Annotated in this window: 21 protein-coding genes; 9 read left to right on the top strand and 12 right to left on the bottom strand. The window is 39.8% G+C overall.

Translation table 11 applies throughout. The features are described 5' to 3' along the window. Window positions 1–78 precede the first annotated feature (78 nt). A complete protein-coding gene (queC, locus tag OLM34_RS02060; RefSeq protein WP_264404895.1) occupies window positions 79–762 on the top strand; it encodes a 7-cyano-7-deazaguanine synthase QueC in 684 nt (227 codons plus the stop codon). Between the two features lie 44 nt (window positions 763–806). Beyond that, window positions 807–1268: a preQ(1) synthase gene (gene queF / locus OLM34_RS02065; RefSeq protein ID WP_413777178.1), complete on the top strand. Its 462-nt coding sequence runs from the start codon at window positions 807–809 to the stop codon at window positions 1266–1268. A gap of 20 nt (window positions 1269–1288) precedes the next feature. Here queF and OLM34_RS02070 read toward each other — a convergent pair whose 3' ends face one another. Next, window positions 1289–2101 carry a glycoside hydrolase family 16 protein gene (locus OLM34_RS02070; protein ID WP_264404898.1) on the bottom strand — a complete coding sequence of 271 codons (813 nt, stop codon included), beginning with the start codon at window positions 2099–2101 and terminating at the stop codon, window positions 1289–1291. A gap of 157 nt (window positions 2102–2258) precedes the next feature. On the opposite strand from OLM34_RS02070, the gene OLM34_RS02075 reads away from it, so the two are divergent. Together OLM34_RS02075 and OLM34_RS02080 are read left to right on the top strand one after the other, a co-directional pair. Beyond that, window positions 2259–3509: a pyridoxal phosphate-dependent aminotransferase gene (locus tag OLM34_RS02075; protein ID WP_264404900.1), complete on the top strand. Its 1251-nt coding sequence runs from the start codon at window positions 2259–2261 to the stop codon at window positions 3507–3509. Continuing rightward, window positions 3472–4719 (top strand): ABC transporter permease, encoded by a 1248-nt coding sequence (locus OLM34_RS02080; RefSeq protein ID WP_264404903.1) that lies wholly within the window; start codon window positions 3472–3474, stop codon window positions 4717–4719. The genes OLM34_RS02075 and OLM34_RS02080 overlap by 38 nt, the downstream gene beginning before the upstream one ends. Before the next feature lie 61 nt (window positions 4720–4780). Here the strand turns inward: OLM34_RS02080 and OLM34_RS02085 are convergent, their stop codons facing one another. Genes OLM34_RS02085 through OLM34_RS02095 form a run of 3 tightly spaced genes read right to left on the bottom strand, consistent with a single transcriptional unit; the run spans window position 4781 to window position 8438 of the window. Further along, a complete protein-coding gene (locus OLM34_RS02085; protein WP_264404905.1) occupies window positions 4781–6502 on the bottom strand; it encodes an acyl-CoA dehydrogenase family protein in 1722 nt (573 codons plus the stop codon). A 28-nt stretch (window positions 6503–6530) separates the two neighbouring features. Continuing rightward, window positions 6531–7550 carry an electron transfer flavoprotein subunit alpha/FixB family protein gene (locus tag OLM34_RS02090; protein ID WP_264404906.1) on the bottom strand — a complete coding sequence of 340 codons (1020 nt, stop codon included), beginning with the start codon at window positions 7548–7550 and terminating at the stop codon, window positions 6531–6533. Window positions 7551–7565: 15 nt separating this feature from the next. After that, window positions 7566–8438, bottom strand: coding sequence for an electron transfer flavoprotein subunit beta/FixA family protein (locus OLM34_RS02095; protein ID WP_264404907.1), 873 nt, complete (start codon window positions 8436–8438; stop codon window positions 7566–7568). A 249-nt stretch (window positions 8439–8687) separates the two neighbouring features. Between OLM34_RS02095 and OLM34_RS02100 the strand changes: the two genes are divergently transcribed. Next, the gene (locus OLM34_RS02100; protein WP_264404908.1) at window positions 8688–9746 is read left to right on the top strand and encodes a DUF6340 family protein; all 1059 of its coding nucleotides are present in this window, start codon (window positions 8688–8690) and stop codon (window positions 9744–9746) included. Window positions 9747–10065: 319 nt separating this feature from the next. Then, a complete protein-coding gene (gene rho, locus OLM34_RS02105; protein ID WP_264404909.1) occupies window positions 10066–11952 on the top strand; it encodes a transcription termination factor Rho in 1887 nt (628 codons plus the stop codon). Window positions 11953–11957: 5 nt separating this feature from the next. On the opposite strand, the gene truA is transcribed toward rho, so the two are convergent. Genes truA through OLM34_RS02140 form a run of 7 tightly spaced genes read right to left on the bottom strand, consistent with a single transcriptional unit; the run spans window position 11958 to window position 17004 of the window. Further along, window positions 11958–12716: a tRNA pseudouridine(38-40) synthase TruA gene (truA, locus tag OLM34_RS02110; protein ID WP_264404910.1), complete on the bottom strand. Its 759-nt coding sequence runs from the start codon at window positions 12714–12716 to the stop codon at window positions 11958–11960. After that, window positions 12713–13402, bottom strand: a complete 690-nt coding sequence (locus OLM34_RS02115) for a DUF5715 family protein (protein ID WP_264404912.1) — start codon at window positions 13400–13402, stop codon at window positions 12713–12715. The genes truA and OLM34_RS02115 overlap by 4 nt, the downstream gene beginning before the upstream one ends. Before the next feature lie 27 nt (window positions 13403–13429). Further along, window positions 13430–14200 (bottom strand): 3'-5' exonuclease, encoded by a 771-nt coding sequence (locus OLM34_RS02120; RefSeq protein ID WP_264404913.1) that lies wholly within the window; start codon window positions 14198–14200, stop codon window positions 13430–13432. Between the two features lie 5 nt (window positions 14201–14205). Further along, window positions 14206–15330 carry a DNA polymerase III subunit beta gene (dnaN, locus tag OLM34_RS02125; RefSeq protein ID WP_264404914.1) on the bottom strand — a complete coding sequence of 375 codons (1125 nt, stop codon included), beginning with the start codon at window positions 15328–15330 and terminating at the stop codon, window positions 14206–14208. Between the two features lie 57 nt (window positions 15331–15387). Then, the gene (gene xerD / locus OLM34_RS02130) at window positions 15388–16311 is read right to left on the bottom strand and encodes a site-specific tyrosine recombinase XerD (protein WP_264404916.1); all 924 of its coding nucleotides are present in this window, start codon (window positions 16309–16311) and stop codon (window positions 15388–15390) included. A 1-nt stretch (window position 16312) separates the two neighbouring features. Next, window positions 16313–16666: a hypothetical protein gene (locus OLM34_RS02135; RefSeq protein WP_264404917.1), complete on the bottom strand. Its 354-nt coding sequence runs from the start codon at window positions 16664–16666 to the stop codon at window positions 16313–16315. Window positions 16667–16689: 23 nt separating this feature from the next. After that, window positions 16690–17004: an FtsB family cell division protein gene (locus tag OLM34_RS02140; RefSeq protein WP_264404919.1), complete on the bottom strand. Its 315-nt coding sequence runs from the start codon at window positions 17002–17004 to the stop codon at window positions 16690–16692. A 145-nt stretch (window positions 17005–17149) separates the two neighbouring features. Between OLM34_RS02140 and OLM34_RS02145 the strand changes: the two genes are divergently transcribed. The 3 genes from OLM34_RS02145 to OLM34_RS02155 are packed head-to-tail and all read left to right on the top strand — an operon-like array spanning window position 17150 to window position 21040. Next, on the top strand, window positions 17150–18796 hold the full coding sequence (locus tag OLM34_RS02145; RefSeq protein WP_264404920.1) for a dipeptidase: 1647 nt from the start codon (window positions 17150–17152) through the stop codon (window positions 18794–18796). A gap of 26 nt (window positions 18797–18822) precedes the next feature. Then, on the top strand, window positions 18823–20571 hold the full coding sequence (locus OLM34_RS02150; RefSeq protein ID WP_264404921.1) for a phospho-sugar mutase: 1749 nt from the start codon (window positions 18823–18825) through the stop codon (window positions 20569–20571). Window positions 20572–20581: 10 nt separating this feature from the next. Continuing rightward, window positions 20582–21040, top strand: coding sequence for a methylglyoxal synthase (locus tag OLM34_RS02155; RefSeq protein WP_264404922.1), 459 nt, complete (start codon window positions 20582–20584; stop codon window positions 21038–21040). 74 nt (window positions 21041–21114) lie between these two features. On the opposite strand, the gene OLM34_RS02160 is transcribed toward OLM34_RS02155, so the two are convergent. Then, window positions 21115–23241: a S46 family peptidase gene (locus OLM34_RS02160; RefSeq protein WP_264404923.1), complete on the bottom strand. Its 2127-nt coding sequence runs from the start codon at window positions 23239–23241 to the stop codon at window positions 21115–21117. Between the last annotated feature and the right edge of the window lie 24 nt (window positions 23242–23265).

Here is a 23265-nt window from a genome sequence, read left to right on the forward strand (position 1 = left end):
AAGAAATGGCTTATCTTTGCATTGAAAAGAAATTCTTTTCTGTGTATCTTAGGTAACCACATAAAAAACAAAGAAAAAATGAACGATTTTGCAAACGAAGATGCATTAGTGCTGTTTTCCGGTGGGCAAGACTCCACAACTTGTCTTTATTGGGCTAAAAAAAATTTCAGAAACGTATATACCCTCTGTTTTTTTTACGGCCAACGTCATTCGTTGGAAGTAGAAAATGCGCGGCATATTGCCGAATTAGCTCAAGTTTCTTTTCAGGTACTTAATGCCGATGTTATTTCCCAACTGGCACCCAACTCGCTTACCGATCTTTCCCTTGAAATGGACGAAGAAAAACCGATGGATTCCTATCCCAATACGTTTGTTCCCGGACGCAATATGCTGTTTCTTACTTTTGCCGCGGCTATTGCTTATGCAAAAAATATTCGACATCTGGTAACGGGCGTTTCTCAGGCCGATTACAGCGGGTATCCCGATTGCAGGGATACGTTCATTCGCTCATTAAATGTATCGCTTAATCTGGCTTTCGACAAACCGTTTATCATTCACACACCCCTTATGTGGCGCACTAAAGCACAGGTTTGGCAACTGGCCGATGAATTGGGTGTCTTCGATGTAGTTCGAAACGAAACACTTACCTGTTACAATGGCATAAAAGCCGAGGGTTGTGGTCACTGTCCGGCCTGTAAGCTGCGGAATAAAGGCTTGGAAGAATATCTTTCTTTTAAAGAAATGAATAACAAAAAGCGATAGAAAAAACAGACTGAAGAAAACAACAACGTTCTAAATTGGAAAAAATGGAACAAGACAAGCTAAACCTTCTTGGCAAAAAAACGGAATATAAAACAACATATGCTCCCGAAATTCTGGAAACATTTACAAATAAACATCCGGATCATGATTATTGGGTAACCTTCAACTGCCCCGAATTTACCGCGCTTTGCCCCATCACCGGTCAACCCGACTTTGCTACCATCCGCATCGATTATATCCCCGATGCCAAAATGGTTGAAAGCAAAAGTTTAAAATTGTATTTGTTCAGTTTTCGCAACCACGGAGCGTTTCATGAAGATTGCGTGAATATCATAATGAAAGATCTTATTCATCTGATGGATCCGAAATATATTGAGGTGACGGGCATTTTTTCACCCCGCGGCGGAATCAGCATTTATCCCTACACCAACTATGGGCGCAAAGGAACACCATACGAAAAGTTAGCTCAAGAACGCTTGTTCAATCATTCTTTCCCTCTCAAATAAGCACACGCCGTAAAAAAGATCTATTCGTCTGATTTCTTTTCCGATTTAGGTTTATAATACCGAACCCAATCGATATACATTTCGGCAGGCAATGAAGTAGGATCGACCGATCCTGCCCAACTCCCACCCAATTGCATAGCCATGAGCAAATAGAATTTCTGATCGCTGAAAGGGAATTGGCCTTCTTCCGGAGTTTGAACACGCGGATATGTTTTTGTATGCACATCATTTACAAAAAATGCCAAACTATCGGGATATTTTTCAAGTGCATATACATTATAATCTTCGGGAGCAATCGTAACAATGACACTATTTGCTACCGGTTTATCCTTAATTCCGAGGAAATCGGTATAATAGGAATGAACGGTTTGATAAATATATTTATCGAAATTCAATCTCTCCATAATGTCGATTTCTCCTCCCTTTATTCCGCTATCATCTACGGGAAACATCCAAATGCCGGGATGAGCACCCTGGGCACCGGTTAATTTTGCTCTTATTTCGATTCGGCCAAAATCGAATGTCCTTTTTCCTTTGGTATAAACTCCACCCGTAAGATAAGGCGAGGGATCATTCGGCAAGATCGTATTTTGTATTCCCCGCAAAATCAAATTTCCGTCACGAACTTCACAAACAGCCTCATGATCGCTCATGTATTTATTCCAATCGCTATTTCCACGTGGAATTTTAGTCCAAGAAGCAGTATCCAACCACCCTGCCCGATTGAAATTATCTTCCCATACCAACGTCCACTTGCCGGACTCTTTCTTCTCCGAACATGCCCCAAAAGACAACACAAGAAGAATAATAAACAAAAGGTTACCTTTTTTCATCAATTTCAATTTTAACAACTTGGCAAATATAGGAAATAAAACAATAAGGCATAGAAAAAGCGCATTTTTTTATTACCTTTGTTATCGAATTAAAATTATAAAGCTAAAAATAGCTCATATCTATCCAATTAATACAAAGTTATAATATAAAAAACGTATGCCTGAAATTTCCGAAAGAGGGATGCAGATGCCCGCTTCACCTATCCGAAAATTAGCCCCGCTATCCGATGCAGCTAAAGCACGAGGGATAAAAGTATATCATCTTAACATCGGTCAACCCGATTTGCCAACTCTGGAAAGCGCGCTTAATGCTATACGAAATATCGAAAATAAAATACTGGAATACAGTCCGAGCGACGGATATCGGTATTACAGGGAGAACTTGATCAACTATTACGCAAAATACAATATCAACCTTTCAGCCGACGAGATTATCATTACTTCAGGAGGCTCCGAAGCCGTTTTATTTGCATTTCTGGCATGCTTGAATCCTGGCGACGAAATCATTATTCCCGAACCTGCATATGCAAACTATATGGCTTTTGCCGTATCGACCGGAGCCATCATTAAGACAATTCCTTCCTTCATGGAAACGGGATTTGCTCTGCCTCCTATAAAAGAATTCGAGAAGCTGATTAATTCACGCACCAAAGGAATATTAATCTGTAATCCGAATAATCCCACAGGGTATGTATATTCACCCGAAGAAATGGAACAGATTAAGGAAATGGTAAAAAAATACAATTTATACCTGTTTTCCGACGAGGTGTATCGTGAATTTATCTATACCGACATACCGTATGTTTCGGCATGCCATCTGAAAGGAATAGAAGAAAATGTGATTCTGATCGATTCGGTTTCCAAAAGATACAGTGAATGCGGTATTCGTATTGGCGCTCTCATCACGAAGAACAAAAAAGTGCACGATACGGTAATGAAATTTTGTCAGGCACGCCTGAGTCCTCCCCTTATCGGACAAATTGCCGCCAATGCATCGCTCGATGAAAGTGAAGCATACCTGCGCCAAAATTTTGAAGAATATCGAAGCAGAAGAGATTTTTTGATTGAACGTCTCAATAGGATTCCGGGGGTATATTCGCCCATGCCAATGGGAGCATTTTATACCTTGGCTAGCCTGCCGGTGGACGATGCTGATGAATTCTGTGCATGGTGTCTGTCGGATTTTCAATACGAAGGCGAAACCATTTTCATGGCTCCGGCATCAGGATTCTACGTTACACCGGGATTAGGTAAAAACGAAGTACGCATTGCTTATGTACTGAATAAAACCGATCTCGACAAAGCACTAACTATTTTAGAAAAAGCATTGGAGGCTTACCCTCGAAAAAATAATGCCTTTTACGTAAAAAATGAACACAGAGCTGTTTATAGCAAAACGGATTTATAAAGGCGACAAAAAAAACGAAAAACGTGTCTCTTCTCCTGCTATCAAAATTGCTATTGCCGGCATAGCATTGGGATTGGCAGTGATGATTGTGGCGGTATGCATTATTATCGGGTTCAAAAAGGAGATCCGCGAAAAAGTAGTCGGCTTTGAAGCTCATATTCAGATTACCGCGTTCGACAACAATGTTTCCTACGAATATAACCCCATTGCTTTCAGCGATACCCTTGCCCGAAAACTTTTAAGCCATCCCGAAATCCGGCATATTCAAGGCTTCATCAGTAAAGCCGGCATCATAAAAACAGATACCGATTTTCAGGGTATCGTTCTTAAAGGGATAGGAGACGATTACGATTGGAGTTTTTTCAAAAAGAATCTCATCGAGGGTGAAGTATTTACTGCGAATGACACTTCAACATCAAATCCTGCCATTATATCGAAAACCATTGCCAATAAGCTTCGGTTGAAGTTGGGCGATAGTTTTACCACCTTCTTTGTACAAGATCCCGTTCGCGCACGTCGATTCATAATTACAGGCATTTATCAAACCAATTTCGAAGACTACGACAAATTATATGTAATTACCAAAAAAGATATTCCGGCAAAACTGAATGATTGGGATGAAGACATGGTAAGCGGAATCGAGGTTTTGGTAAATGATTTCAATAAACTCGATGAAGTTGCACAAGACCTCTTTTTCGAAATGTCGCATTACAAAGACCGATTGGGAAACGCTTTATATGTTCGCTCCATAAAAGACATCAACCCTATGATATTTAACTGGCTGAGCCTATTGGATATGAACGTATGGGTTATTATTATTCTGATGATTGTCGTATCGGGATTTACCATGATTTCGGGGTTACTCATTATTATTCTGGAGCGCACCAATATGATTGGCATTCTAAAAGCGATGGGGGCACGCGATTTCAGCATTAGAAAAGTTTTTCTCTATTTATCGGCTTTTCTCATTGGACAGGGAATGGTATGGGGAAATGTTATCGGTCTGCTTCTTTGTTTTATTCAGAAGACATTTCATATCATTAAATTAAATCCTTCCATATATTACCTTTCAGCTGTTCCTATCGATATGAATGTGCTCTATCTTATCCTGCTCAACCTGGGAACACTGATTGTATCACTGTTTATGATGATAGGTCCCTCATATCTGGTTGCCAAAATTACTCCTGCCAAATCCATTCAATTCGAATAAAAAAACAGACGATCCATTTTTAACTGAACCGTCTGAAAGCAAAACAATATATTTTCTTCTGTTATTCGGCAGGAATCACCGGTTTGTAATATCCAATATCTTCAATACGCGATTTGGTTACAAAATTGTAATTCTTGATTACTTCAACCTGTCCGTAATGAATATAAACTTCGGCCGAATGGCGAAACAATTGAGGATTTTTGTTGGTATCTTGAAGTAAAAGATACCCCATGATAATGTGTCCCGCACTTTCTACCAAGCGGCGAGCATGAAAATCGAGATATTCTTCGTCTTTCGGTGAAGTAACCAACTCAACCAGTTTTTCGTACATTTGTGTCATTCTCGAAAGGGAACGTTTCAAAGGTTCCAATTCGGGAATAACCGGCATGGCTTCATATTCTTTAATTCGCTGCAGATACGTGCCGGTAGTAACGTGGCGAATAGCCGCAACAACCTGCAATTGTGTGGTGCCTTCGTAAATATTGGTAATACGGGCATCGCGATATAACCGTTCGCACTTATAATCTTTCATATAGCCTGATCCACCATGTACCTGAACAGCATCATAGGTATTCTGATTGGCAAATTCACTGGACATGGCTTTTCCGAGCGGTGTAAATGCATCAGCCAATCGGGAATAATATTTCAATTCGTCTCGCTCTTCAGGGGTCAATTTTCGTTCCCTTGAAATATCTTCCAACGTTTTATACATATCCACAAAACGGCAAGTTTCGTATAAAAATGAGCGGGAAGCATCGGTTTTGGCACGAATATTGGCAATCATTTCGTAAACGGCGGGAAACTCAATAATTACTTTCCCGAACTGACGCCTTTCAATGGCATAATTGTAAGCTTCGCGATAAGCTGCTTCTGAAATACCCACCGACTGCGCCATAATACCCAAACGAGCTCCATTCATCAAGGACATTACATATTTGATCAATCCCAGACGACGAGACCCCACCAATTCTGCTTTAGCATTTTTAAAAACCAATTCACAAGTAGGTGCTCCCTTGATACCCATTTTATTTTCAATGCGGCGTACGGTAACTCCACCGTTATTTTTATCGTAAATAAACATCGACAAGCCACGTGCATCCTTTGTGCCTTCCTCCGAACGTGCCAGCACAAGATGAATATGGGAATCGCCATTGGTAATGAATCGTTTTACACCGTTTAGATACCACTGATTCTCCGCCTCATTATAGGTTGCTTTAAGCATAACCGACTGCAAATCGGATCCCGCATCAGGTTCGGTAAGGTCCATCGACATTGTTTCACCCTTTACGATACGTGGCAAATACTTATTTTTTTGTTCCTCACTTGCAAATTCGTAAATGGTTTCACCGCAGTCCTGCAACATCCAGATATTCTGAAAACTAGCATCGGCACGGCTTACAATGTCGGCTGACATCATGTAGGGAACCATCGAAAAATTAAGACCACTATATCGACGTGGAAGCGTCATCCCCATCAATTCAGCCTTAATAAGTGCATCCAGATTTTCTTGCGTTTGAGGAGCATATTGTACGTGGCCGTTATGGAGTGTAGGCCCGGTTTTATCTACTTCTTCGGCATTCGGTTCGATAATTTCGCCACAAATCTCGCCCACCACTTCGAGTACTTTTTCATAGCTATCCAGCGCATCTTCAAAATCAAGCGGTGCGTAATCGTATCTATCCTTGTCGATATAATTTCTCTCTCTCAATTCAACAATACGCTTCATCAGGGGATGATGAAGGTAATGTTTGAATTGCGGTGTATCGGTAAAAAAATTAGCCATTGTATTCTGTTTTTTATCTTCAGAAAAGTTATTTTGTATTTTTCTTATAATATTTAATCATTTTGGGGATTACCCTCTCTACGTCGCCTATAATCACATAATCGGCAATGTTATTTATAGGTGCATTGGGATCATTATTGATGGAAATAATGATTGAGCTATCCTGCATTCCTGCAATATGCTGAATCTGACCCGAAATTCCACAGGCGATATACAATTTAGGGTGTACAGTAACTCCTGTTTGTCCGATTTGGCGCTCGTGTTCGGCGAAACCGGCATCAACTGCCGCGCGTGATGCACCCACTTCCGCCCCAAGAACGTCGGCAAGTTCATAAAGCAATTGAAAATTTTCTTTGGAACCCACACCATATCCCCCCGAAACAATAATGGAAGCATTTTTAATATTCACTTTCGACTTTTCAACATGGCGGTCGATAATGGATACAACAAAATCTTCATCGGAAACATATTCATCAACGTTGTGTTCCACAATTTCACCTGCATAAATTGGCGAATAAATTTCCTTTTTCATCACTCCTTCCCTCACGGTAGCCATTTGCGGACGATGATCGGGATTTACAATCCATGCTACGATATTTCCTCCGAATGCAGGACGAATTTGATACAACAGGTTTTTATAAACTTTTTTTGTCTTCACATCTTCGTGATCGCCGATTTCCAATGAAGTACAATCGGCTGTCAGTCCACTTCCCAATGCAGATGATACACGCGGTCCTAAATCGCGTCCGATCACCGTGGCTCCCAAAAGACAAATCTGGGGTTTTTCCTCTTTAAAAAGTTTTACGAGAATAGAAGCATGAGGCAATGTAGTATAAGGGGATAAACGTTTATCATCAAAAATATGCAAAACATCTGCTCCATACGGAAAGACCTGTTTTCCAACCGTTCCCAAATTATCACCGATAGCTACAGCTTCAAGTTTGCATCCAAGTTGATTGGCAAGCGAACGTCCCTTGGTAAGCAATTCAAGGCTTACATCAGCGACCACGCCGTCTTCTATTTCCAGATATACAAATAAATTATCCATTTCTGTAGTATTAATTTAACCTATTGTATGATTTCTTATTAATTCCTTCATCAGTTCGTCAATCTCTTCGTCACTTTCGGTCAAGCGCTTGCTTTCCTTTGCCTGAAAAACGACATTCTCAATTTTTTTTACTTTTGTCGGTGAACCGGATAAACCGCACAATTTGGGATCGGCATCGACATCCACAACACTCCACTCATTAAGATTAAGATAAGGTCGACTGCTATACAGATCGATGTAATCGATGCTTTCGGCCTGTCGCTCCGTAATGGTCCGGGCATGTTTGTATTTCTGCAGCAATTTTGCATTGCGTGGTCGACATGCCCGTGCAGAATTGTTTACCGTTATTAGCGCAGGAAGTGGACATTCAACTATTTCAACCCCATTTTCCAAGCGACGCTTTACCCGTACCTTTTGCAAATCGATTTTCTGAATCTCTTCGGTATAAGTAATCTGGGGTATTCCCAGTTTTTCGGCAACCTGAGGTCCAACTTGCGCTGTATCCCCATCAATGGCTTGACGCCCTGCAAGAATAATATCGAAACTGCCGATTTTTCGAATTGCCATAGAAAGCGCATACGAAGTGGCCAACGTATCGGCTCCGGCAAATGCCCTGTCCGTAAGTAGAACCCCATCGTCAGCACCACGAAACAATCCTTCACGAAGAATTTCGGCTGCACGTACAGGTCCCATTGTCAATACCGTAATTTTTGAACCCGGATACTGATCTTTGATTCCTAATGCCTGCTCCAACGCATTCAAATCTTCGGGATTGAAAATAGCAGGTAAGGCAGCCCTATTCACTGTTCCATCGGCTTTCATCGCATCTTTCCCTACATTTCTTGTATCGGGAACCTGCTTAGCCAACACAATAATATTAAAAGTCATTTTTGATGTATTTTTTTAGTATTTTGGGAGCGACAAAGATAAGGAAAGAATTCACGTTAGCCAACATTTTATATAAGAAGTTGCTGAAGAATAGCGTTTCATCGGATTGTTTTTTGTGTTCTTTTTTAATAGACAATCCCAAAATTGTATTTATTTTTGCATTCATAAAAATATCAATTTCTTTGCTACGATATTTTTCTTACTTTTGATACTAAAATGTAAAGAATTACGCGCAAAACAAAACGACCAATGAATAAAAGACACGTCTTTCTCTCTTTCTGTATTTTCCTGTTTCTTCTTTTTATGAATAGTTGTGCAGGAATTCAATATATGACGATAGAGACAGAAGAACCTGCCCAACTTACCTTACCGGCAAATGTGCATTCACTTCTGATTGTAGATAACGTAGTACAACAGCCCGATGAGGTGGGTCACAAAAAAAAGCCCTTGGAAAAAAAAGAATTCGAACCGACAAAAGTAAGTGCCGACAGTATATCGACTTATTATACCGAAGCTTTTACTCAATTTCTATCGGAGGAGCAATACTTTGATACAGTAATTCTTTACAATAAACCGTTACGTACCGACACTAACTTTTGGGAAGAAAAGCCCATCATGCCCGAAAAAATGAATGAATTGCGAAAAGAGACCGAAACAGATGCCATTGTTTCTCTCGATAAATTAATATTACAAACCGAGTGGATCGATCTATTCATGCAAGAAGGGTATAACTTTGCCACAATGAAGGGTAAAATACATTCCATACTACGGGTTTACATGCCTACAATGGAAGGTAAAATTCCTGCTGTCTACTTTACCGACAGTTTGCGCTGGGAAGGTTTTGATATACGGGATGACATGGCTTATGCCAATTTGATTATACCTACGCCGGAAGAAGCAATGAAACAATTGGCAGTGTATGCCGCAGAAAAAATGGTTAATGTATTCGCACCTCACTGGGAAATGCAAAACAGATGGTACTACACCCTGTACAATCCCTTAATGCGCGAGGGCGAATCTTATGCCAAATCGGCTGAATGGACAAAAGCCATCTGGAAATGGCAAACATTCTACGATAACGAAAAAAACAAGGTAAAAAAAGCCAAAGCTGCGAGCAACATTGCCCTCGCTTACGAAATGTTGGGAGAGATGGACAAAGCATACGATTGGATAACACTATCAGTGCAGTTGTTTGAAGAATCTGTCTCGCCAAATTCACTCGATAAAAAAAGAGCCGAATTATACAAAAATGAAATAAAAAGGAGAAAAGATAATTCAGCTAAAATTAATATGCAGATAAATAAATAAAACAATGACTACCTTTTTATCGCCATTTTTATCAAAAAAAAATAATTCATTCGCTCGTGTTTAGAAAAAAATATATTACCTTTGCATCAGAATCTTCAAGGAAAGAATGAGAACATTCTACTGTTCTCATTGAAATCAATTAAGTTCCATTTTTCAATCTGAATTTATTTTTAATTTACATTTTACTTTTTATATCCAATTATCTTATTGTGCATTGTTGAATTGAGTTACGCTCAAAAACCAACGCATTATCAATAAAATAAAATAATTATACACTATTCTTTTATTAATTAAACCCTAAAAAATCAATACAATTTAGATGGCTTATAATATTATTGAGCTTAACGAAAAGCTTATCACAGAATTACGTGCTCTTGCCAAAGAAATGGGCATTCGGCGCCCCGATGCATACAAAAAAGAAGAACTCATCTATAAAATTCTTGATGAACAAGCAATTGCCGAAACCCAAAAAATGAAAACAAATTTTCCGGCCAAACCATCGAACCAAGAGCAAAATAAAGCAGATACGAAACCACAAGTTAAACCTTCAACCCGTAACAAAAGAAAAAAAACGGAAGAAACTACTCAAAAAGAAGTTGAAGGGAAAAAACCAATCCAACCTGCTGCCGGAAAAGAAGTAAAAAAACCGGAATCCCCAACATCGGCAACACATGAAAAGGTTCTTGATAAACAAAATGATAGAGATCCTAAAAATTCAATGCAAAATACAAATCCGGCATCGATTTCACCAAATAAAACGACTGCCGAGTCAGAAAAAAATCCAAAAGAAAATATAGAGAAAACGACATCTAAACCCTCCCAATTAATTTTTAGATCAACTAAACGCCGCAGCGAAGAAAAACCCTCCATACCCGAAGTTAAGCTTCCTCCTGTAGTAGCGGAAGATATTGTAGAAAAAAAACCCACAAGCACAGATGCCGAAGCCTCTGCAATAACCGAAAAACCTTCTCTGGAAGAATTAATAACCCCTTCGCCACTCCAACCACGTCAACAGCCACAGCCTAAAAATCAATCTGCTGCACAGCCGAAAGAACAGATTCAAAAAGAGAAAGAACCCGTTTTTGATTTCGATGGGATTCTAGTGTCATCAGGCGTGCTGGAAATCATGCCCGAGGGTTACGGATTTCTGCGTTCATCGGACTACAATTACATGTCTTCACCTGATGATATTTATGTTTCGCAATCGCAGATACGCTTATTCGGACTAAAAACAGGTGATGTGGTAGAAGGTCCCATTCGACCACCAAAAGAAGGCGAAAAATATTTCCCGTTGGTAAAAGTGGATAAAATCAATGGGCGCAATCCCGAAGAAGTGCGTGACCGCGTTCCTTTTAATCACCTCAAGCCCTTATTCCCTACTGAAAAATTCAACCTTACAAAAGGCCACAACGACAACCTTTCATGCCGTGTTGTCGATCTTTTTACCCCCATAGGAAAAGGGCAGCGCGGATTAATCGTAGCACAACCCAAAACGGGGAAAACCATGCTGCTGAAAGATATAGCCAATGCTATTGCCGATAATCATCCCGAAGTATATATGATTATTCTGTTAATAGACGAACGTCCCGAAGAAGTAACCGATATGGAACGTAGCGTAAATGCAGAGGTTATTGCCTCGACATTTGATGAACCGGCCGATCGACATGTAAAAATTGCCGAAATCGTTCTCAATAAAGCTCAACGCATGGTAGAGTGCGGACACGATGTAGTTATTCTACTCGATTCGATTACACGCCTCGCCCGCGCCTACAATACGGTTCAGCCGGCATCAGGTAAAGTGTTGTCGGGTGGTGTCGACGCGAATGCCCTGCATAAACCCAAACGATTTTTCGGTGCAGCACGCAATATCGAAAACGGAGGTTCATTAACCATCATAGCTACCGCTTTGATCGAAACAGGTTCTAAAATGGATGATGTGATTTTTGAAGAATTTAAAGGTACCGGCAATATGGAGCTCCAACTCGACCGGAAACTTTCCAATAAACGCATCTTCCCTGCTGTAGATATCAATGCATCCAGCACTCGCCGCGACGATCTTCTCTTATCTGAGGATACGTTGAACAGAATGTGGATATTGCGTAATTTCTTGGCTGATATGAATTCGATTGAAGCCATGGAATTTTTACTGACGAGGTTGAAACGCACCAAAAACAACGAAGAATTTCTTCTCTCAATGAATGATTAAATGCATCACTTTTCTTCTACCCGAATATCGACAGGATAAACAATATCGTCCAAAAAAAGTGCATAAGCAGGGGCAGACGTCCCTGCTAAATTTCGATTTTTTGCTTCAATAATATGGCGGAAACCCTCTTCATCCATTCGTCCGCGACCAGTTTCAAGTAATGTTCCCACAATAGCTCTCACCATATTGCGGAGAAAACGATTGGCAGTGATGGTAAACACATAATCGTTTCCGATTTTTTCCCAAAAAGCCGTTTCTATCCGGCAATTATTGGTTTTTACATCGGAATGGCGTTTGCTGAAACTAGTGAAATCTTCGTATTCCGTCAGGATTCCACACAATTTGTTCATCAGTACAATATCAGGATCAAAGGAAACCCTGTATTTTAACTCATAAAGAAAAGGATCTTTTTGAGTTGTAATATAATAGGTATAGGTGCGGGAAATTGCACTGAAACGTGCATGAGCATCAGGCCTTACTTCGTAAATGTCGTTAACAGCAATATCCTTAGGTAAAAAACCGTTCAGTTTCCTGATAAGATCTAAACGATTAAAGGGATCACCATCCCAGTTGAAATGGGCAACCATTTTTCTAGCATGCACTCCGGCGTCGGTACGCCCTGCACCAACAATTCCGGTGGGTTTTCGCAATAGAATACTCAACGCTTCCTGAACCTTTTGCTGTACACTTATCCCATTCGGTTGGACCTGCCAACCGACATAATTTTTTCCGTTATATGCAAGAGTAATAAAAAAACGTTTCATTCATCGACCCTTACCGTAATATGAAAACAAGCTTGTTTGCGTTCGTGTTTTACATAACATCGCTTTTGATTTTTCAAATCAAATAAAACTTGTGCCAACACTAATTTCAGTCGCTCCGGCAACACCTGATTCACCGAATCGGCATCAACAGGGTCGAAACGTTTCCATGAAACATCGAAAGTAGTACCATATCGGTGTGCCGAATTATCAATGACATTGATATTTCGTCCGGACAAATCCGATACATCATCATCGGTACGCGTAACGCTGGTAAGATAAAGTTTGTAAAGTGGCAATTCTTTGCTGTAAAGCGAGTCTCTGAAGTTTTGAGCAATATCTACAAGCAATTTCGCAGCCGAAGGGACCAAAAAAGGAACGGAATGAGAAAGAGGGTATGTTTTATAGAGTTCCAGTTCATCGGGTAAACGTACCAGTTTATCTTTCAGTAACAACGTATCGTCACGGTTCTGCATCGGTTTTATGCCGTTCTTGAGAGCCGAAGCCAAATGAATGTCGGGAAGGTCATTGAATTCTCTATTGTAATTCCCCGTAAATCGAGCTTTTTTCTCCCGCATTACAGGCACAATTTTATCCCCTTTTTCCCCGGATTCCGCTTTTCCCCTACTACAAGCGATGAAAAGTAATGCAATACCTACGCAACCTATTATCCCTTTAACATACTTCATGGATATACACTTATCGCACTCCAATTATCATTTGTTCATTTCCCTTAACCGGATTTTTGTGATTACCTGCTTGGTGTTTAAAGGAAAATCGCCTTCCATCATCCAAGCATAATAGCTCGGTTCATTTTTAAAAACTTCTGCAACGGATTTCCCTCTATGTTTTCCAAAATTAAAAACTTCCACCCCCTTTTCGTTAAACACAATTCTCCCCGCAAAATCCACATTATTGTTAAAACTCGAAAATTCCTTCGATAATACATTGATATCATTCTCTAAATCCGGATATTTTTCGAGTTGCGATTTCAATACTTCATACGTTGCGACAGCATCTGCTTCGGCCGAATGTGCATTTTCCAATTCTTTATCGCAATAAAATCGGTATGCAGCCTCCAGTGTACGTTGTTCTTTCTTGTGGAAAATAATTTGCACATCCACAAATTTTCGCTTACTCATATCGAAATCTACTCCGGCACGAAGAAATTCCTCAGCAAGCATAGGAACATCAAATCGACTCGAATTAAAACCTGCCATATCGCAACCTTCCAACTGGTCGGCGAGTGTTTTTGCAAGTTGTTTAAAAGTTGGGCAATCTTTCACATCTTCATCAGTAATCCCATGAATGGCAGTGGATTCCTCGGGGATATGCATTTCAGGATTGATGCGATACGATCGTATTTCCTCTTTGCCGTTAGGATAAACCTTTAATAGGGATATCTCCACAATTCTATCCTTACTGATATTGATTCCCGTAGTTTCCAAATCGAAAAAAACCAGCGGATTTTTTAAATTTAATTTCATAGTATTTACTCGTTCAACATCATCGGCATTAACAAAACCAACATATCTTCATTTTCCTCTTTTTCTTCCGGAAGGATAAGACATGCACGGGAAGGGTCTGAAAGTTCAAGACGAACATCTGCAGAAGGAATATTATTAAGAATATCGATTAAAAAAACCGCTTTAAAACCAATATTCATGGCATTTCCCTCATAATTGCAAGGAATAATTTCTTCTGCTGATGTAAGATAATCGATATTTTGTGCAGAAGCCACTATTTTATCTTGTGAAAATTGCAATTTAACCAGACTGCTTGATGGATCGGAAAAAACGGATACCCTTTTCAGTGCACTGAGAAAAGCAAGTCGGTCAAGAACAACATGATTGGGATTATTTTGCGGGATAACGGAATTATAGTTTGGATAGCGTCCTTCTACAAATCGACACACCATTGTATATTTGGGTGTAGTTATGTAGGCATTATTATCATCGAACTTGATTTGTACTTCACCCGATTCCCTTGGAAGTAACGATTTAAGCAAATTTGCCGGTTTTTTAGGCAGGATAAACGAAGATTGAGCCTCTCCTTTTGCTTCCTTAGTAATAATACGCGCCAATTTGTGTCCGTCAGATGCAACAAAAGTAAGATCATCAGGGGTAATGTCAAAATAAATACCGCTCATTACGGGTCGAAAATCGTCATCTGCTGTAGCAAACAAGCTACGGTTAATTCCCTCGAACAACACTTGTGCATCCAGGACAAGAGCAGAAGCCGATTCGCTGAGAGGCTTTGGCTGAGGATATTCGTCACCTTTTAATCCCACAAAATTGTATTTACCGTTGTGATAATAAATATATACTTCCAACGTTTCATCGTTAACATCAATCGTTAACGGCTGATCGGGCAATTCTCTCAACGGATCAAGCAAATTTTTGGCATTGATAGCAACCATCCCATTACCTTCCGCATCACTTACTTCCACAAAAGTTTCCAACCGCACTTCGTTATCTGCCGCGGTAAGCATCAATTTATTTCCCTCCAAAGAAAGCAAAAAACACTCCAATATAGGAAGATTGCTTTTGGGATTAATAACTCTGCTTATTGCCTGCAGAGGATTGAACAAAGCCGCACTTGATACTACAAATTTCATAGAATATGATTTTTATAATGATTTACTTTTTAAATTTAATTGAGCAAATATATAAAATTATCTTTGAGTAGGAGTAGGGTCATCCCATTTTTTATTTCTTGGATGATGTTCGATAATCTCTTGTCTTAGAAAATTTCGATCGATATGGGTATAAATTTCGGTAGTAGTAATCTTCTCATGTCCAAGCATTTCCTGAATAACGCGAATATTAGCTCCTCTTTCTAAAAGATGGGTAGCAAAAGAATGCCTGAAAACATGCGGGCTGATTTTTTTCTTCAGGTTTACAGCATCGGCATATTGCTGAATATAATAATACACGGTTATTCGTGAAATAGCCGACCCTCTTGAACTTAAAAAAACAATATCCTCATTCCCTTTTTTTACTTTCTTCTGTTTTCGGTAAAGAAGATAATCGTTTATTTTTTGAATTGCTATATCCGAAATAGGAACCAGGCGCTGCTTGCTGCCTTTCCCTTCAATACGGATAAAACCTTCATCAAAAAAAAGATCCGAAAACTTCAAATGAGTAAGTTCCGAAATCCGCAAACCACAACTATAAAGCGTTTCAATAATGGCATAATTTCGTGTACCTTCTGCCGTTGAAACATCGATTGCACCCAGAATAGCATCGATCTCCTCAAGAGAAAGTACCACCGGCAATTTTAATCCGATTTTAGGAATTTCCAACAATTCTGCCGGATCATCCGATATATACTCATTCAATACAAGAAACCTAAAAAAAGATTTTACCCCTGATATGATGCGTGCTACCGATCGAGGAACGATATTCAGATCATGCAATTCGGCAACAAATTCCTCCAAATGATTATAGGTTATATTTTGATAAGTAAGTTGACGTGCCTCAACAAAAGCGTTAAACTTCTGCAGATCGGTCAAATAGGCATTTATGGTATTTTTCGACAAATTTTTCTCCAGCAATAAATACCGTTTATACCTATCAATAAGAGAATTGTGTGTCATTTTATTTTTGTTGCTCTTCTCTTTTTTCTTTTTCAAATTCTTTTGGCAACGTCAATGCTGAATACAGCAAAAAAACCATCGCAATGAGCATAACCAATGCCCACTCATTTCGCTGGCGAAACATCAAATAAGTCGAGAAACCCATTAATATACAAGATAACAGCTGAAAATTGTATAACCGTTTCCCTCGAATACTTTTACCCGGATAAGGAGTAATTATAGTAATCACAGTAAAGGTTACAACACCCACCGCCATTATCCAAGGAACAATCGTAGGCATTAGAAAATAACCTGCTGCAGCCAATAAAATGATAACTCCGGAAATTCGAAAAACAGTGTCTTTTGCTTTGCTCATAAATTCTCCATTATATCTTTAAATCACTCGATAATGAAAACTTCTTCGTTTTCCTTTTTCATCAAATAATTTTCACGTGCAAATTTTTCAAGGTCTTCTCTGCTCGATTGAAGTTCATTCAATTTCGTTTTATTGGTATCGATTTGTGCCTGATAAAATTCAATCTGTTTTTTTAAATCCCTTATTTGCCTGTCATACTTCATTCTTTTTAAGAAACTACTGTCACTAAAGAAAAAAAGCATAGTGATTAACACCACAACAATAAAAAGTTGATAACGATTTAATCCCGCTATTGTCTTATGCTTATTTCTTTCGTTGTCCATTATATATCGAGCCATTGTTTTCTCTTGCAAAAATAACAATATTTTCAAGCATTAATACGATTTTTACTCGAATAAAAAAAGATATTCTCGAATTTTTCAGTGAAATTTCAACAAAATAGGTTATCTTTACAACCCTGTTGATAAATTTTTTTACTTCCTTATGACAAAGAAAAATCTTCTGGCTACACTTGCTCTCTTTTTAACGATTAATTGCACGTTTGCGTGCACAAATTTTCTTGTCGGCAAAAAAGCATCCAAAGATGGATCTACCCTGATTTCATATGCTGCCGATTCTTTTGGTTTATATGGAGAACTCTATCACTGGCCGGCAAAAATATATAAATCCGGCGAAATGCTCGAAGTATACGAATGGGATACAGGAAAATATCTTGGAAAAATACCCCAAGCTTCTCAAACCTTCAATGTTATCGGCAACATGAACGAATATCAGGTTTCCATTGGAGAAACCACCTTTGGCGGAAGAACCGAATTAGTTGACACCACAGGAATTATCGATTATGGAAGCCTCATATATATCGCTTTACAACGGTCAAAAACTGCTCGCGAAGCCATAAAAATAATGACTGACCTGGTCTTTGAATATGGTTATTACAGCGAAGGTGAATCATTCTCAATTGCCGATCCCAATGAAATATGGATCATGGAAATGATTGGTAAGGGAACGGGAAACAAAGGTGCCGTTTGGGTTGCCATACGAATCCCCGACGATTGTGTCAGTGCCCATGCCAATCACGCCAGAATCCATCAATTCCCTTTAAACGATCCCGAAAATTGCCTTTATGCACCCGATGTCATTTCCTTTGCACGCGAGAAAGGATACTTTGATGGGGAAGACAATAACTTCAGTTTTTCAAAAGCATATGCTCCCCTTGATTTTGGAGCACTACGTTTTTGTGAAGCCCGTGTTTGGTCATTTTTTAATCATGTAAACAAAGACATGGCCAAATACGTTACTTATGCAAAAGGAGAGACTACAAGCCCGATGCCTCTTTACATTAAACCTGACCGAAAAATAGCGATTGAAGATGTACAGGCATACATGCGCGACCATTACGAAAACACCGAACTCGACTGGCGATTCGATGTGGGAGCAGGCCCATTCAACTGTCCTTACCGATGGTCGCCTTTAACATGGAAAGTCGATTCAGTAGAATATTTTAATGAACGCCCTGTCGCAACACAACAAACCGGATTTTCTTTTGTTGCACAAATGCGTTCTTGGTTACCCAACGAAATTGGTGGGATACTTTGGTTTGGCGTAGATGATGCTGCACAAAATGTTTACTACCCTGTATATTGCGGAAATACCCAAGTACCCGAAGAGATGGCGGTTGGCAATGGCGATTTTGTCACATTTTCATGGACATCGGCTTTCTGGATACACAATTGGGTTTCGAACATGGTATACAGCCGCTACAAGGACATGATTAAAGATGTAAAAAAACTTCAAACAACGCTCGAAACCGGTTTTAGGGATCATCAATCGGAAGTGGAAAAAGAAGCCGGGAATTTATACAAAAAGAAGAAAGCCATTGCTGTAAATTACTTAACGAATTACACAAATTCTGTAGTAAAAGACGGTGTCGCTCAATGGAAAAAACTCGGAGAATATTTACTCGTCAAATACATGGACGGCGTAATAAAGAAAGAAGAAAACGGCATATTTAAACGAAATCCATACGGGAAACCGGCATTTCCCGACCGACCGGGTTATTCCGACGAGCATTATCGCCGAATCATAAAAGAAACGGGAGATCGTTATAAAGTTCTCCAAATAAATAAATAGGATATCAAATAGATTTTGAAATAATTATGGACGACAAAACATTATTATCACTTGTAACTGCCAAAGCCGAAGAATGGCTTAAAGGCAATTATGATGCCGAGACAAAGGCAGAAGTGCAAAAAATGCTCGAAAGTGAAGACAAAACACAACTCATCGATGCTTTCTATAAAGACCTGGAATTTGGAACAGGTGGCCTTCGCGGCATCATGGGTGCAGGGACCAACCGCATGAACATTTATACGGTTGGAGCAGCTACACAGGGACTTTCGAATTATTTGCTGAAAGAATATGCGGGAAGAAACGGAATCAAAGTTGTAGTAGGACATGACTGCCGCAACAATAGTCGCAAATTTGCCGAAATGACGGCCAACATCCTTAGTGCCAACGGCATAAAAGTTTATCTCTTTGAAAGCCTGCGCCCAACACCTGAAGTGTCGTATGCCATCCGAAAATTGGGATGCAAAAGTGGCGTAATGATTACCGCATCACATAATCCGAAAGAGTATAACGGCTATAAAGTTTACTGGGAAGACGGTGCCCAAGTATTGGCCCCTCACGACAGAAATATTATTGCCGAAGTAAACCGGATTAAAGGAATTGAAGAAATCAAATTCGAGGGAAATAAAGATTTGATCAAAATCATAGGGAAAGAGATGGACATGGCATTCATTGAAGAGGTTAAAAAGCTCGTTCTTTCACCCGAAGCCATAGCACGCCATAAAGACCTGAAAATGGTTTATACCCCTCTCCACGGGACAGGAATTACCCTTGTTCCTCCTACGCTGGAGGCTATCGGCTTTACAAATGTCATCCATGTGCCTGAGCAAGATGTGATCAGTGGGGACTTCCCCACCGTTGCTTCTCCCAACCCCGAGGATCAGGCCGCATTGGATCTGGCCATAAAAAAAGCCATCGAAACCGACGCAGAAATCGTAATGGCAACCGATCCCGATGGCGACCGCATCGGAACGGCTATCCGTGATGCTGAAGGTGATTTCATGCTTTTAAACGGCAATCAGGCCATGCTCATCTTTCTTTATTATCTTATTACCCGAAGAAAAGAACTGAACAAGCTCACAGGAAAAGATTACGTGGTCAAAACCATCGTTTCTACCGAACTGGTAAGCCCCATTGCAAAACGCTACGGTGTAGAAATGTTTGATTGCTATACCGGATTCAAATGGATTGCCAGCATTATCCGAAAAAACGAAGGGTTGAAACAATTCATTGGCGGCGGAGAAGAAAGTTATGGTTTTTTGGCCGGCGATTTCGTACGCGACAAAGACTCCGTATCGGCATGTGCTTTGTTTGCCGAGATTGCAGCATGGGCAAAAGACAACGGTAAAACCATGTATGAGCTTTTACAGGATATATACATCGAATACGGATACTCAAAAGAGGTTAACATCTCACTCGTCAAGAAGGGTAAAGAAGGAGCCGATGAAATTGAAGCAATGATGAAAGAATATCGATGTAATCCATTCAAAACATTGGCAGGATCGCCCGTAATCTTGATGAAAGATTTCGTAGCTCTTGAAGCCATTGACTTCATTAATAACGAACATATAGCACTTGAGATGCCGACCACCTCAAACGTACTTCAGTTTTTTACTGAAGACAATACAAAATTATCGATCCGCCCATCGGGAACTGAACCGAAAATAAAATACTATATTGAAGTACACGGAACGGCAAATTCAAGAGACGAAATCGCCGAAGCCGAGAAAAAGGCTATCGACAAAATTAATGCGATCCGCAACGAGTTAAACATTTAAACATAGAACAATGAAAAAAAAATTAACAATTGCACTTGTAGCCCATGATCAGCGCAAAGCCGACATGGTTGATTGGGTAATTTATAATGCAGAGTTTTTATCGCAACATCACCTGGTATGTACAGGTACCACTGGTGCATTAGTAAAACGAGCCCTTATCAACAAAGGATTTCAACCTGAAGTGGAATGTAAGAATTCGGGTCCTATGGGTGGCGATGTCGAAATTGCTGCTATGGTAGTAGAGAAAAAAATCAATTTAGCAGTTTTCCTTATCGATGATCTTAATCCGCAACCACACGAAGCCGATATCATGATGTTGTTACGTCAATGTCGGGTTCACAACGTCCCAATTGCATGCAATCGGTACAGTGCCGATCTGATGATTACCAGCACCTTGTGGGATGACGAAACCTATGTTCCCACCCCACCCCGTTACGAAAAATTTGACAGAGATAAATTTAATCTCTGAATTTCTTTTTCTTCATAATGCAGAAAACGCCGATCAAAAAAAATCGGCGTTTTCTTTTTGAATAAAATGACAAGCTATTGGACCAGATTTAATTCATTTACAATATGAGGAGCTTTCATAATTTTATCGATTACGAAAAGTATGTAGCGAATATCCACGCTGATCGTACGCTGCATTTCCGGTTCAAAAATAACGTCACCACTTAAAGCCTCCCAATTTCCGTCGAATGCAAGACCTAACAATTCTGCATTCCCGTTAAAAACAGGACTCCCAGAATTTCCGCCGGTTATGTCGTTATCGGACAAGAAACACACGTGCATTTTCCCATCCTTGTCGGCATATCGATCGAAATCGGCCATTTTCAATATATCCAGAATAAAAGGTTGAACTTCGAATTCGGGATCATCGGGTATTTCTTTTTCCAATACCCCTTGCGTCGTGCTGAAATAGTGATACCAAACCGCATCCCGCGGTTGATACCCTTTAATCGTGCCATAGCTCAACCGTTGCGTAAAATTAGCATCAGGATAAAATTCTTTATCGGGATTCATTTCCATTAACGCTGACATGAATTTGCGTTCGCCTTGCATAATTTTTTCATAAGCGGGGATCATTTGCGAGGATAATTCATATCCCATATCTTTTACGGAAAGAGCCAATTCCATAGCCGGATCTTTTATCAATTTTTTGATATCGGCCGTTTTCAGAAATTCGAGCAAATCGTCGAGATTGGTAAATTTGGAATGTTTAAACAGCCAATCGGCATACTTATCATAATTCCCTTTAAACTTTTTTTGTATGGTTTTATAAATATCCGGATGATATTGTTCCGGGACACGTTCTGCATACAATTTCATCAATTCGGCCAGTACTTTTTTATCGAGGTCGGGATTGTAATTTTTATAAGCATTAATGATACGGTCAGAAATAAATTCCTGTTTTTCTTGCTGTGAACCATTGGCATCGAATTGAAGAATAGTATTTGCAAAACGTATGATTTCTATTCCGTTATGAAATGTTTCCAGAAAATAGGTAGTGTACTTGGCCAAATCGTTTGTCTCGGTATATGCCTCCTTCAATATACTCAACACATCACCGTATTTTTCTTTCCTTTGCTGATCACTGTTAATCCATTCCTCCATCCGACTTTCCAATGATTCCTTTTCGGAAACCACATTCATTTTTACCAAAGCCACATTCATCCCTTTGGCGTTTTTCCAGTAATTAGAACTGCCCGCATATTTCGAAGCATACTTTATACGCGTCACATCGCTTTTTGTCATCGCATCCCACCAAATTTGCTGTTTCACACCTCGAACTTCGATTCGGGGTTTATTTTCAGACTCCATCATTTGTTTGATTCCCCACGATGAAAGGTAACGCTGCGTGCGCCCGGGATAACCTATCGTCATGGCATAATCACCTTCCGCCATTCCTTTCAACGAAACGGGAACTACATATTTGGGCTTGTAAGGCACATTATCTTTGCTGTATTCAGCCGGTTTATTGTCCTTGTCAGCATAAACCCGAAACACAGAAAAATCGCCCGTATGGCGGGGCCACATCCAGTTATCGGTTTCACCTCCAAACTTCCCGATAGACTGAGGAGGCGCTATAACCAAGCGTACATCACGAAATACATCATAAACAACCCTATAATATTTATTCCCTGCATAAAAAGGGATCACTTGTGCATCTATAAAAGGATTTCCATCGTATTCTGTTAGCAACAAATCGGAAATAGAATCAATAGCTAACTCGCGTTGAACTTCGTTCAAAACCGAAGGAATTTTCGGTAAAATTTCATCGGTAACATCCTGCATTGACTGAAGGAAAGAAACCGTTAATCCATCTGCCTGCAGTTCGTTTTCATAAGAATCGGCCATAAAACCGTTTTTCAGGTAATCCTGTTCTATAGAACTTAATTTCTGAATGGCATCATAACCACAATGATGATTGGTAAAAATCAACCCCTGATCCGACACAGCCACGCCACTGCATCCTCCGCCAAAAATAACCACGGCATCCTTCAAAGACGGGTTGTTCTCATCGTACAATTGATCGATCGGAAAAACAAAACCAAGCTCCTGCATACGGGCAATACTCTGTTTGTTGAGTTCCTTCAAAATCCACATACCTTCGTCGGCAAAAGCAACGAATACCACAAACAAAAGTACAATCGATAAAAATGTTTTTTTCATTAAAGCAATTTTTACTGTATCTAC

Source organism: Anaerorudis cellulosivorans, assembly GCF_025943985.1.
GTDB classification, from domain to species: Bacteria; Bacteroidota; Bacteroidia; order Bacteroidales; family Dysgonomonadaceae; genus Anaerorudis; species Anaerorudis cellulosivorans.

What these genes read in the sequence shown, in the direction of transcription:
- queC (WP_264404895.1), top strand. Translation starts at nt 79, where the DNA reads ATGAACGATTTTGCAAACGAAGATGCATTAGTGCTGTTTTCCGGTGGG.
- queF (WP_413777178.1), top strand. Translation starts at nt 807, where the DNA reads ATGGAACAAGACAAGCTAAACCTTCTTGGCAAAAAAACGGAATATAAA.
- OLM34_RS02070 (WP_264404898.1), bottom strand. Translation starts at nt 2,101, where the DNA reads ATGAAAAAAGGTAACCTTTTGTTTATTATTCTTCTTGTGTTGTCTTTT.
- OLM34_RS02075 (WP_264404900.1), top strand. Translation starts at nt 2,259, where the DNA reads ATGCCTGAAATTTCCGAAAGAGGGATGCAGATGCCCGCTTCACCTATC.
- OLM34_RS02080 (WP_264404903.1), top strand. Translation starts at nt 3,472, where the DNA reads ATGAACACAGAGCTGTTTATAGCAAAACGGATTTATAAAGGCGACAAA.
- OLM34_RS02085 (WP_264404905.1), bottom strand. Translation starts at nt 6,502, where the DNA reads ATGGCTAATTTTTTTACCGATACACCGCAATTCAAACATTACCTTCAT.
- OLM34_RS02090 (WP_264404906.1), bottom strand. Translation starts at nt 7,550, where the DNA reads ATGGATAATTTATTTGTATATCTGGAAATAGAAGACGGCGTGGTCGCT.
- OLM34_RS02095 (WP_264404907.1), bottom strand. Translation starts at nt 8,438, where the DNA reads ATGACTTTTAATATTATTGTGTTGGCTAAGCAGGTTCCCGATACAAGA.
- OLM34_RS02100 (WP_264404908.1), top strand. Translation starts at nt 8,688, where the DNA reads ATGAATAAAAGACACGTCTTTCTCTCTTTCTGTATTTTCCTGTTTCTT.
- rho (WP_264404909.1), top strand. Translation starts at nt 10,066, where the DNA reads ATGGCTTATAATATTATTGAGCTTAACGAAAAGCTTATCACAGAATTA.
- truA (WP_264404910.1), bottom strand. Translation starts at nt 12,716, where the DNA reads ATGAAACGTTTTTTTATTACTCTTGCATATAACGGAAAAAATTATGTC.
- OLM34_RS02115 (WP_264404912.1), bottom strand. Translation starts at nt 13,402, where the DNA reads ATGAAGTATGTTAAAGGGATAATAGGTTGCGTAGGTATTGCATTACTT.
- OLM34_RS02120 (WP_264404913.1), bottom strand. Translation starts at nt 14,200, where the DNA reads ATGAAATTAAATTTAAAAAATCCGCTGGTTTTTTTCGATTTGGAAACT.
- dnaN (WP_264404914.1), bottom strand. Translation starts at nt 15,330, where the DNA reads ATGAAATTTGTAGTATCAAGTGCGGCTTTGTTCAATCCTCTGCAGGCA.
- xerD (WP_264404916.1), bottom strand. Translation starts at nt 16,311, where the DNA reads ATGACACACAATTCTCTTATTGATAGGTATAAACGGTATTTATTGCTG.
- OLM34_RS02135 (WP_264404917.1), bottom strand. Translation starts at nt 16,666, where the DNA reads ATGAGCAAAGCAAAAGACACTGTTTTTCGAATTTCCGGAGTTATCATT.
- OLM34_RS02140 (WP_264404919.1), bottom strand. Translation starts at nt 17,004, where the DNA reads ATGGCTCGATATATAATGGACAACGAAAGAAATAAGCATAAGACAATA.
- OLM34_RS02145 (WP_264404920.1), top strand. Translation starts at nt 17,150, where the DNA reads ATGACAAAGAAAAATCTTCTGGCTACACTTGCTCTCTTTTTAACGATT.
- OLM34_RS02150 (WP_264404921.1), top strand. Translation starts at nt 18,823, where the DNA reads ATGGACGACAAAACATTATTATCACTTGTAACTGCCAAAGCCGAAGAA.
- OLM34_RS02155 (WP_264404922.1), top strand. Translation starts at nt 20,582, where the DNA reads ATGAAAAAAAAATTAACAATTGCACTTGTAGCCCATGATCAGCGCAAA.
- OLM34_RS02160 (WP_264404923.1), bottom strand. Translation starts at nt 23,241, where the DNA reads ATGAAAAAAACATTTTTATCGATTGTACTTTTGTTTGTGGTATTCGTT.